This is a genomic window from Williamsia limnetica (assembly GCF_003217475.1).
Taxonomy (GTDB): Bacteria; Actinomycetota; Actinomycetes; order Mycobacteriales; family Mycobacteriaceae; genus Williamsia; species Williamsia limnetica.
This window is the reverse complement of the sequence record NZ_QJSP01000026.1, coordinates 53721-63675: the sequence shown is the minus strand read 5'-3', so window position 1 is coordinate 63675 and position 9955 is coordinate 53721. Positions and strand designations below refer to the sequence as shown.

Annotated in this window: 12 protein-coding genes; 8 read left to right on the top strand and 4 right to left on the bottom strand. The window is 62.0% G+C overall.

The window, feature by feature from the left end:
* Positions 1-72 precede the first annotated feature (72 nt).
* Positions 73-555 carry an ArsI/CadI family heavy metal resistance metalloenzyme gene (locus DFR67_RS28270; RefSeq protein WP_211325186.1) on the bottom strand — a complete coding sequence of 161 codons (483 nt, stop codon included), beginning with the start codon at positions 553-555 and terminating at the stop codon, positions 73-75.
* A gap of 97 nt (positions 556-652) precedes the next feature.
* On the opposite strand from DFR67_RS28270, the gene DFR67_RS28265 reads away from it, so the two are divergent.
* On the top strand, positions 653-1012 hold the full coding sequence (locus tag DFR67_RS28265; protein ID WP_084891344.1) for an Rv2640c family ArsR-like transcriptional regulator: 360 nt from the start codon (positions 653-655) through the stop codon (positions 1010-1012).
* A 95-nt stretch (positions 1013-1107) separates the two neighbouring features.
* On the top strand, positions 1108-1356 hold the full coding sequence (locus tag DFR67_RS28260; RefSeq protein WP_245938219.1) for a hypothetical protein: 249 nt from the start codon (positions 1108-1110) through the stop codon (positions 1354-1356).
* Positions 1357-1382: 26 nt separating this feature from the next.
* On the opposite strand, the gene DFR67_RS28255 is transcribed toward DFR67_RS28260, so the two are convergent.
* Positions 1383-1592: a hypothetical protein gene (locus tag DFR67_RS28255; protein ID WP_110472787.1), complete on the bottom strand. Its 210-nt coding sequence runs from the start codon at positions 1590-1592 to the stop codon at positions 1383-1385.
* A 118-nt stretch (positions 1593-1710) separates the two neighbouring features.
* On the opposite strand from DFR67_RS28255, the gene DFR67_RS28250 reads away from it, so the two are divergent.
* Positions 1711-1953 (top strand): three-helix bundle dimerization domain-containing protein, encoded by a 243-nt coding sequence (locus DFR67_RS28250; protein WP_110472786.1) that lies wholly within the window; start codon positions 1711-1713, stop codon positions 1951-1953.
* A gap of 415 nt (positions 1954-2368) precedes the next feature.
* Positions 2369-3646, top strand: a complete 1278-nt coding sequence (locus DFR67_RS28245; RefSeq protein ID WP_245938218.1) for an APC family permease — start codon at positions 2369-2371, stop codon at positions 3644-3646.
* Between the two features lie 7 nt (positions 3647-3653).
* Here the strand turns inward: DFR67_RS28245 and DFR67_RS28240 are convergent, their stop codons facing one another.
* Entirely contained in the window at positions 3654-3959 is a 306-nt protein-coding gene (locus DFR67_RS28240; RefSeq protein WP_110472784.1) for an Rv3488 family transcriptional regulator, read from the bottom strand.
* A gap of 1175 nt (positions 3960-5134) precedes the next feature.
* On the opposite strand from DFR67_RS28240, the gene DFR67_RS28230 reads away from it, so the two are divergent.
* Complete coding sequence (locus DFR67_RS28230; RefSeq protein WP_110472782.1) at positions 5135-5614, top strand: MTB12 C-terminal domain-containing protein; 480 nt, start codon at positions 5135-5137, stop codon at positions 5612-5614.
* A gap of 43 nt (positions 5615-5657) precedes the next feature.
* On the opposite strand, the gene DFR67_RS28225 is transcribed toward DFR67_RS28230, so the two are convergent.
* Positions 5658-6890 carry an IS110 family RNA-guided transposase gene (locus DFR67_RS28225; RefSeq protein WP_110472792.1) on the bottom strand — a complete coding sequence of 411 codons (1233 nt, stop codon included), beginning with the start codon at positions 6888-6890 and terminating at the stop codon, positions 5658-5660.
* 538 nt (positions 6891-7428) lie between these two features.
* On the opposite strand from DFR67_RS28225, the gene DFR67_RS28220 reads away from it, so the two are divergent.
* From DFR67_RS28220 to DFR67_RS28205, 3 genes are all read left to right on the top strand, one after another.
* Positions 7429-7896, top strand: a complete 468-nt coding sequence (locus DFR67_RS28220; RefSeq protein ID WP_110472781.1) for a hypothetical protein — start codon at positions 7429-7431, stop codon at positions 7894-7896.
* Positions 7897-8371: 475 nt separating this feature from the next.
* On the top strand, positions 8372-9067 hold the full coding sequence (locus DFR67_RS28210; protein ID WP_110472779.1) for a ParA family protein: 696 nt from the start codon (positions 8372-8374) through the stop codon (positions 9065-9067).
* Complete coding sequence (locus DFR67_RS28205; protein ID WP_110472778.1) at positions 9067-9954, top strand: ParB/RepB/Spo0J family partition protein; 888 nt, start codon at positions 9067-9069, stop codon at positions 9952-9954. Before DFR67_RS28210 ends, DFR67_RS28205 begins: the two co-directional genes overlap by 1 nt.
* The last annotated feature ends 1 nt before the right edge of the window (position 9955 follow it).

Below are 9955 nucleotides of genomic sequence, written 5' to 3'. Positions count from 1 at the left end.
AACCGCCAGGACACATACCTGTGGCGGGCACCCCCACAGGTGCCCGCCACAGTTGCTCTCGTACCAGTGCCCCTAGCGGGCAGCAGCGTCGACCGACGGCGCAGATTCTGCGGTCCCGCAGCACGCGGACGCCGACTCCTCGGCCGGAGAATGATTGTTTTCCAACAACTTCGGGGTGGTGCCGAACGTCTCGGAATCAGCGAGCACGGTGTAAACCTCCCACTTTTCCCCGGCCGGTCCGGTCACCCACACTTTGTCCTGGGTGGCGAAGCAACACGTCGCGTTGATCTCTTCTTCGGTGAACAGCCCCTCGCCGCTGAGCCGGGCGATCTCCGAATGCACGGTGTCGCTGGACTCCACTTCAACCCCGAGATGGTTGATGGTGCCGCCCTGGCCCGGGTTCTCCAACAACACCAGTTTCAGGGGCGGCTCGGCCACGGCAAAGTTCGCATAGCCCGGCTTGCGTTTAGCCGGAGCAACATTGAACAACTTCGAATAGAACTCGACCGCCTGATCAAGATCGTCGACATTGAGCGCCAACTGCATACGGGACACAACTACCTCCACCTGTGAGACATACATCGAACTACCGTCAGCACCCAGAGTGCCGACCTCTTCGACATATGTCAATACCGTGAGTAAGATTCGAGTCATGCCCAAGACGTTGCCGGTGATCGACATGACCGCACCCATCTGCTGCGCACCGGTCTCGGCCTCCCCGATGGACGACGACGCGGCCCTGCAGGTGGCGCTGCGACTCAAGGCACTGGCCGATCCGGTTCGAATCAAGTTGATGTCGATCCTGCTCACCGACGACGCCGGCGAAGTCTGCACTTGCGACCTGGCGGCCGCCGTCGGGCTCTCTGAACCGACCGTCAGTCACCACCTCGGCCAGCTCAAGAAGGCAGGCATGGTCCACCCCGAGCGCCGAGGCATGAACGTCTTCTACCGCGCCCACACCGACGCCCTGCAAGCGTTGCGCCAGGTCCTCGACCCAACCTGCTGCCGCTAACCCTTGCCCCTGGCTCGCGACGCCCTCGCGCGAAGGACACACCCGCAAGCATGATGGCTTCCCGACATCGCTGGTGCAGTGCACAATTGACTACCGTGACCGTTCAGGGCCTAACAAGCGAGCAGACGAGCATGCTTGAGTTCGCGGTGCGCTGGTGCCCCTACGGTGGCGGTGAGCCAGGAGATATTCTGGTCGAGTTCGGCCTTACCGACCAGGACTACTTCACCCGTTTGTCAACCCTGTTGACCACTCGGTCGCTAGCAACCGGACTTGATGAGGCGACGCTGGCGGCGCTGCGAGCAACCTGTCAGCACCGGTTAGCCAGCGCCTACGCTCCACGTTGAACGAGTCGGGTGGGGCCGTTGGGTGGTCACCGCGTCCGAAACGCTTGCGGGAAGGTCTCGCGCAGCGCTTTGAGCTGACGCTGAACATCGTAGAGTTCGGCCCTCTTGGCCGCGATCACGCTGGTCGCCGACTCTCGCTCCACATCTTCGGCGAGTCGGTCGACCCAACGCTCCAACTCTGCCGCCAGATAGCGGGCCTGCTCCACGTCGGCGACGTCGGGGCGAGAGGATGCCATGGCATCACCCTAAGTCTTGATACCCATCGCTGTCCTCTAGATGAACGGCGGGACAACGGAAACCATACAGAACGTGAACAACCCCGAGGAGCGCCCAATCTGTGCGTACCGTCGACGAATGAGCACCCACACCGATAAGCAGCAGCAAGACGAGCAGCAGAATATCGCGATGGTTGCCGAAGCTTTGGCCGTGCGGCACGCAGACAAACCTGCCGACACCGTGGCCAGTGTCGTCGACGACGCTTACCGACGATTCGATGGGCAGCCAATCCGAGACTTCGTACCCCTTCTCGTCGAGCGTCGCGCCCAAGAACAATTGGGCGGATTGGCCACATCGCTGCCGACCTCCCTGGACGATTAGTCAGCGCCCAGGCTCCAGTCGACGGCCTACAACTGAACCCATCGCCGCGCGGCGCGCCAGCCGGTCGAGACCATCAGCCGCATCGCACTGACATCGCGCTGGCTGACTACGGTTCTACGTTGACGAACAATCTTCGGCTGCGGCCTATCGCCGACACCGGCATCTCGTCCGTCTCGGAACGTACCCGTTGAAGATCGCCTGGGCGGACGCCAACGAAGTAGCGAGAAACGGTCGGGCGCGTCCTGTTTCGAGACGACTCCTGCCCACGCCCTGGCGGTCATACCAAATCTTCGCCCCCCCACGATGCCAAGTGATGCTCAGTGCGCTCGGAACACAAAGCGCGCATTGATATCGACGACCGATATCGGATACCGTTAGCACTCTGACGTTGCCAAGTCCCTGAGAGGTTCCATCGGTGAGTACCAACTCGGCCGTGCCCGAAAGGTCGCTGAGCCGTCGTATCGGTGTATTCGACGCAGTGTCAATCGGTTTGGGATCGATGATCGGAGCGGGAATCTTCATCGCTCTGGCGCCTGCCGCGGAAGCGGCCGGGTCGGGAACTGGGTTGTTAGTGGGCTTAGCGGTTGCGGCCCTTGTTGCCTATTGCAACGCGACCTCCTCAGCACGGCTCGCGGCCCGGTATCCGGTCTCCGGGGGGACCTACATCTACGGTCGCGAACGTCTCGGTGAATTTTGGGGCTACCTGGCGGGATGGGGATTTGTTGTCGGCAAAATTGCGTCCTGCTCGGCGATGGCGCTGACGGTCGGTTTCTACGCATGGCCTCAGCACGCGCACGCGGTCGCCGCCGGAGCAGTCGTCGCACTGACAGTCGTCAACTACTTCGGAGTGCAAAAGTCCGCGTGGGCGACCCGAGCAATTGTGACAGTCGTGCTGGCCGTGCTGGCAGCGGTGGGCGTAGCCACGATCACCTCCGATGCGGCACAGGCCGACAGAGTTCTAGGTGGCACCGATGGATCGGTGAGTGGAGTCCTGCAGGCCGCGGGGTTGCTGTTCTTTGCCTTTGCCGGGTACGCACGCATCGCCACCCTCGGTGAAGAAGTCCGCGATCCGGCAAAAACGATCCCTCGGGCCATTCCGATCGCCCTGGGGATCACGTTGTTCGTCTACGCCGCGGTCGCGGTCGCGGCGTTGAGTGTTCTGGGCAGCATCGGCCTGGGTGCCTCAGAGGCACCGCTGACCGACGCCGTCGTCGCCGCGGGCGCCAGCGGACTGGAACCAGTCGTACAAATCGGTGCCGTCGTCGCCGCCCTCGGTTCGATGCTGGCTCTGCTGCTCGGGGTCTCCAGAACTACCTTCGCCATGGCCAAAGACCGGCACCTGCCTCATGGCCTAGCCGCTGTACATCCGAAGTTTAAAGTCCCTCATCGTGCTGAACTCGCCGTCGGAGTCGTCGTGGCAACCTTGGCCGCAACCACAGACGTCCGCCAGGTCATCGGCTTCTCCTCGTTCGCTGTCCTCGTCTACTACCTGATTGCCAATGCCGCAGCGTGGACATTGACCGAGACCGAAGGCCGACCGGTGCGCATCATTCCGATCGCCGGCGCGGCTGGCTGCGTGGTGCTCGCCTTCTCACTCCCGGCATCATCTGTTCTCGCAGGTACTGTCGTCCTCGCGTTCGGCGCACTCGCATACGCAGCACACAACATTCTCGCCCGCCGCCTCGGACACTGATGGCATGTCAACTACGTTCGGTGCCGAGTACCTCACGAGCCAGTTCTGCCAGCGACTTCTTGTCCTCCGCCAACGCGGCTTCTCCTGCCAGAGTGGCCCGATACACCCGCCTGGTCCGGCCATCGACCACCCGCTGCACTGACGTCAGCAGCCCGTCAGCTTCCAACCGATGCAGCGTCGGATACAACGTGCCCGGGCTGATCTCATATCCGTGACTGGCGAGCTCCTCGGTCATCCACGCGCCGTGAATCTCCCCCTCAGCAGCGTGATGCAGAATATGCAGCCGCACCGCACTGCGCTGAAACTCCCGCATTCAACGACCACTCCCCGCACACTAGCTAATGACGAAACCGATATCGGCCACCGAGTCTAATATGCGCATCGGCCGGCTGGCCTCTGTTCATACGGGTCTCATCCACCCACCGTCGAACCTGACAGGGGCAGGTTCGAACATTCTCGCCCTTGACAGACACAGAGACATCTCAGGTTGCTAAGTCGTCAAATCCGGAAACTATCCGGGAGTAGTCAAAGGCCACTTCCTGCGGTCGTGCCGGTGTGAGACGGTGGTGCCATGAGCGCATCCAGACCCGATTCACGAACGGTCGGCACACGCCTCAACGCGCGATCCTCGTGATGCCTGACGAGACCGTGAAACAGCCCAGTCCAGGCACAAGTGCCTGCACCCACCCTTCGTCCTGCGGCGGCCGGCGCGGACTCGCACTTCTTGTAGTGACGCTCTCCGCAGCCGCGGCCCTATCCGGCTGCGGAAAAAAGACAGTCAACATGGGCAATGCACCCACCGAGTCGGCGACAACAACCCTGATCTCACCCTTCGACGCCACCACGGATTTCAGTGACATACGAAATCTGATGGCGGAGACGACCCACGTGTTCACCGGACGCGTCGACGACATCGCTGGTTCGAAATCTCGCAGCAGCTTCCCCGAAACCCAGTTCACCGTGACCACCGGGGGTACAGCTCAAGGGCGAGGTATCGGCCACCGTGATCGTCAACCAACAAGGCGGAACCCGCAGCGGCGCTTACATGTCCCTAGGCGGCGACCGCCCGCTCAACAGCGGCCAGTGGTACCTGTTCGCCACCAACGCATCGCCGTCAGAAGGTTGGTACACCCTCATCCCGATTTACGGCGACGTCAAAATAACCGAACAACAAGGACGCGACCCCTCCTCACCGCCACTGGCCGCCGCCTCTGCAGCACACAACGACAACCTCCAAGGCGCACCGAGATCCAGCGCCGCGCCTACTGAGACCCCATCTTTGACCTTCCCGATCCCGCAACCGGGCGACGAGTACCCACCTCCATACTCACCACCGCAACCGACTTCATAGACCGCCTTATCCGGTTGTCTCTCAATCCTCAGACGACGAGGCCGTTGAGTTCTTGTCTACGCACTGGTTGCCTACCCAATCTCGGGCGAGATCGCTCTTGCCGCCTCACGTGCCGTCAGATGTGAGAATGTTGCGATATGGCTGGTCGAACGCGATACGGATGGCGGGTATCGATCGCGGCGACGTTTCTCGTCGCCGCGTGCGGCGCGGATGAGCCAGCGAATGATCCTCTGCTCAGCCCCGACCACCAGGATGCGTTAGCGAACGGGTCCGCCGCACCTCCTGCTTCAGCGTTGAACCGGGTGATGGAGATCATCGTTGCCCCGAAAGTGTCTGCCGCCGAGAAGATTGCGCTGGTGGAGGACTCCGATGCCGACCGAGACGTTTTCACCAAGATCGCAGACCAGGGAACAGCAACCTACCGGTTCATTGCACCAACGACGTTGGCCGAACCGAACGAGTCTGCACGCGCGAACGTAGAAGTCCACAGGACAAGCGCAGCCGTCTACCGCGCCGAAATCCCACTCATCTACGACGAAGGTAGCTGGAAGATCGGCAAAGCCGCCATCTGTCCGCTACTCGTCACCAGCAGCCCCATGTGCCATCCCAGCCCGTAGCCTCGGTCAGGCCCAACCCACGGGACGAGGCCGCCCGGCGAAATCAGGCGGCCGGCTCCAACAATTCGGAAGGGAATGCTCGCCCCTCGTCATACAGCTGGCCCGTGTGAAGGCAGGTGTACAGCTGGCCGAGGAACTTGTTGTACAGGTTCCGCTGCGCCGCCCGGTTCCAGTCGCCCACGCTTCGTCGTCGGTCATAGTGGGCGCGGGCACCGGGCGAGGCCCGCAGCGATGCCAGCGTCCAACTCGATCCGATCGATTCGAGTCTCCTGTTCTTGATCCGGCGGTGTGTCACCACGGTCTTGCGGCCGCTGGCACGGGTCACCGGGGCGGCGCCGGCATAGGCTTTGAGGCCACGCGCGTCAGTGAACCGGTTTCGGTCGTCTCCGAGTTCGCCCAGCAGCCGGGCGCCGGAAACCGCGGACAACCCGGGGAAGCTGACGATGACTGCGGCGTCCGGATGCTCGGCGAACCGTTCACTCGTCGCCTCCGCCAACCGCCGTGCTGCCTGGTCGACTGCTTCGTACTGGTCGAGCAAAGCGATCAGATGAATACCCATCGCTTCTTCAACGAGTTCCGGTTGCCGTAGCTGCGCCGTGGCGAAGATTGCTCGCAACGCAGTGGCATGCTCGGCGATATAGCGCTCACGTCCAGCGCGAACCAGCAAGCCGCGCAACTTCACTGGAGTCAACGTCAGCGCTACCGCAGGTGTTGACGCTCGGCGCAAGATAGTGCGTACATCGGCCCGAGTGAGGCCGCCTATGAGTAGCGCCAGCATCTGGAGCGCGGCTGGGTAGAACTCCCCCAGCAGGGCTGCGATGCGGTTGCCGATGGCCGAGCGTTCCCACACCGCGTCCTGCTGGGCTCGCGCTAAGACTCTGACAGCCTTGGCCAGCTCTGTGTCGACCGGGATCGGACGGTGGGCGTGGCGGTCGGTGCGCACTATGTTGGCCAGCGCGATCGCGTCGGTGATGTCCGCTTTCGCTCTCGATACCGAGTGCCTGGTCCGGTACCGCGCTGCCGCCAGCGGGTTGATGGCGTACACCTGTCGCCCGGTCTCGACCAGGCTCGCGACCCACAGGCCGTGGTCGGTCTCGATCGCCACCGGGATCAAATTGTCTGCTGTATCGCCAGCGTCGGCGAACAGTTCCAGGAGACGCGCAAAGCCAACGGCGTCGTTTGCTACGCGCTCCTTGGCTAGCACAGCTCCTTTATCATCGACGATCGCGATGTCGTGATGGTCGCTGGCCCAATCGATTCCACAGAATGCTTCCACGTACCTCTCCTCGTCCGGCGTCACGGTCCACGAGCCAGTCGGAGTCAATCGACGACCTAATTGCAGGACTCGAAGGTCCGTCATCTCAGTAGTCATTTCTGACGCCAACCCGCTGGGCCCTCGCACACTGTTGGAACTCGAGGTTCGGGCACACACAAAAGGAGGTCAGACCCGGCGGCGGTTCGCACTTCAAACTGACCACATCGACTGGCCCCAGCCGGTCAACCGCGCCGCGCTCTGTGGAGACAGTCCGCGTGTGCAGTGTCAGGCACCCTCAGGCGTCAGCTCGTTGGCGTATGGCCAGCCGATGTGGGTAGCTCAACGAAAGGACGCTGAGTTACGAAGCAATTAGGCACCCGGACATTCCTGTCCCACCGGCCCGCACCAAGCTAGTATATCGAAACTATGTTCGACTCTTGGCAGCACTGGTGATCGGCAACCCGTTCGGTACTCGTTGATGACCATGGTTGGGGCGGGTCCATGCAACAGTAGACCGAAGCTGGGGCGGCGACGGCGATTCTGAGACACTATTGCAGCCATGACGGTCGAGTCGAGCTTGAAAACCCTGCAGCAGTTGCAGACCACCCGTAGACCGACGCTACTGATGTTCGCGGCCAGCTTCTTGTGGACGCGTCAAAACACGGCGTCCCTGATCGATTTGAAAGCCACGCTCGGTATCGATGCGACACTCGACACCATTGACTCTGAACTGCGCGGCGTGGCCGAGGAACGATACGACGAGCTGCTGCACTGGTGCATACGCACCACCGCCCGCCTCGACGGAACCACCGTGCGCAACCCCATGGTGTGGCTTCCGAACACCATCCGGGCACTGCACTCGCTCCGCGACGCTAGCGACACCAAGGCCCTACTCCCCCAGATCGCTCACACCGACGAACTCCTCCAGGCCGCCGCTCCCGAAGACCTCCTCGAAGCCGCCGTGCAGATCACGGAATACACCAAACTTCGGCAAGCGATCCTCCGTGACATCGCGGAAGCCAACTAAATACCGAACTGTTTCTGCGGAGACTCGGGGCGGGATCCGATGGCAGCCTGCCGACACGCGTCCACTGCGAGCCCCATATCCACGTCACGCGGCTAGCGTGACTCACTGTGGTTAGGTACTTATCTATTGGCGAGTTCGCTACGCGCGCAGAGCTGTCGGTGAACACCATGAAGGGGTACAAGAAAAAGGGCCTACTACCAAGGCCCGACGCCAGAGTGGGAAAGTCAGACGGATGGCTCGATGAGACAGTGGACCAGTGGGTCTCGGCCCGTCGACCCTGGCCGTAAAGCACTCACGGGTGTTTACCGCGGTAAACACTGCGACACGCGCGTGTTGAGGTAGGCCCAACTCGGTCTATTCGGTACATTGTGCTTACCGCGGTAAACACCGCGAGCCGCCGGGTTGGTGCCCGGAGGCATCGTTCGAAACAAGTCCGAAGTAGCCCGCTGGGTGAAGCACACGGAGGTTTTTGAAGATGGCTGTACACGTTCTAATGAATCAAAAGGGCGGTGTCGGCAAATCGACGCTCGCCATGAATCTTGCGGCAGTGAAGGCGGATGTCCTCACCGCTCCCGGGGATAGCGAGAGCGACTCCCCTGTCCTGGCTGTTTCGATTGATCCGCAAGGATCGGCGCTGTGGTGGGCTGAGCGCGTCAGGGAGCTTCCCTTCCGCATAGCGCAGTCGCACGACAATCCTGAGCTTCTCAGAAGCCTAGGAAGCCTCCCGGGAATCAAACACGTCATCGTCGATACACCTGGATGGATCGGCGACACCCCTGGGAGCAGCGACAACGGGCCTGCCGGATCGGCACTAGAGGAAGTCATGGCGGCCGCAGACCTGGTCATCGTGCCCATCGTTCCCGAACCACTATCGTTCGATCCCACGGCCCGTACGATCCGCAAAGTCCTAGAACCACGCGGCATCCGCTTCAAGGTGGTCATCAACAACTGGGATGCTCGAGACGGCAAGGTCGACCTGCAACAAACCCAGGAGTTCGTAAAGGCCCAGGGCTGGCCGCTGGCGAACACTGTCATACGTCACTACAAGGTTCACGCGCGGGCGGCGGCCGAAGGGCTACTCGTCACCGAGTACGCGGCCAACCGTGTAGGCCTTCAAGCCCGCGAGGACATTCAACGGCTGTGCCTAGAGCTTGAAGTGGGTGGCAAGTAATGGCGCCCAAGGGCGGCAAGGTCAATCTTGCAGAACTCGTTGGGTCAGTGGGTGACCGGTCAATTGTCGATCAGGGCAGCGGAACTGCCGACGGCGTCTTCCGAGGCAACATCCCGATCGACCAGCTTGTGGCCAACCCGCGAAATCCCCGAGACACTGTCGGCGATCTCAGTGACTTGGCGTCGATTGCGGACCGCCAACTTCAGCCGGCCACCGTTGTCAGCCGAGCTGCATGGCTCAACCTCTGGCCAGGAGACACTAGCGAGCTAGGCGACGCTAAATGGGTAGTCGTCAACGGCTGCCGCCGCCTGGCGGCTGCCCGGGAATTTGGACGACCGGGCCTAGACGCCGTGATTCGAGACAGTATCGCGAACGACCGTCAATCGGTGCTCTGGGCCGCCATTGTCGAGAACATAGATCGACGCGACTTCGACATCATCGAGGAAGCTCGGGCTGTGGAACTGATGGTCGAAGAAATCGGCAATGCCACCGAAGCCGCCACGCGCCTGGGCAAGTCGAAGGGCTGGGTATCCCAACGGCGCGCTTTGCTCAACCTCGCGCCTGAGCTTCAGGAGAAGCTTCGTGCTGGCGATCTGGCGGTGCGTGAAGCCAGAGCACTGGCTCAAGTTCCGTTTGCTGAGCAGCTCAAGGCGTGGCAAGCGGCCCGTGAGAAGGAGAGCGAACCCACGCGGGGACGCGAGCCTAATGACGCGCCGCCACCGCGTCTCGATGCGGCAAAGACAGCTGTTGCACTGTCGCGCGCCCTTCGACGCTTCCAAGCCAAACCCGGCTCCGTCGCCGCAGCAGTAGTGGAATCGTTCACCCCTGATGAGACGCGCGAGCTAATCGATGCCCTCGAAGATCGCTTGAAGTCTGCGGGGAGTTAGC

Excerpts from the sequence above, each read along its gene's own strand:
- DFR67_RS28265 (WP_084891344.1), top strand. The coding sequence starts at position 653 with ATGCCCAAGACGTTGCCGGTGATCGACATGACCGCACCCATCTGCTGC.
- DFR67_RS28255 (WP_110472787.1), bottom strand. The coding sequence starts at position 1,592 with ATGGCATCCTCTCGCCCCGACGTCGCCGACGTGGAGCAGGCCCGCTAT.
- DFR67_RS28250 (WP_110472786.1), top strand. The coding sequence starts at position 1,711 with ATGAGCACCCACACCGATAAGCAGCAGCAAGACGAGCAGCAGAATATC.
- DFR67_RS28240 (WP_110472784.1), bottom strand. The coding sequence starts at position 3,959 with ATGCGGGAGTTTCAGCGCAGTGCGGTGCGGCTGCATATTCTGCATCAC.
- DFR67_RS28230 (WP_110472782.1), top strand. The coding sequence starts at position 5,135 with ATGGCTGGTCGAACGCGATACGGATGGCGGGTATCGATCGCGGCGACG.
- DFR67_RS28220 (WP_110472781.1), top strand. The coding sequence starts at position 7,429 with ATGACGGTCGAGTCGAGCTTGAAAACCCTGCAGCAGTTGCAGACCACC.
- DFR67_RS28210 (WP_110472779.1), top strand. The coding sequence starts at position 8,372 with ATGGCTGTACACGTTCTAATGAATCAAAAGGGCGGTGTCGGCAAATCG.
- DFR67_RS28205 (WP_110472778.1), top strand. The coding sequence starts at position 9,067 with ATGGCGCCCAAGGGCGGCAAGGTCAATCTTGCAGAACTCGTTGGGTCA.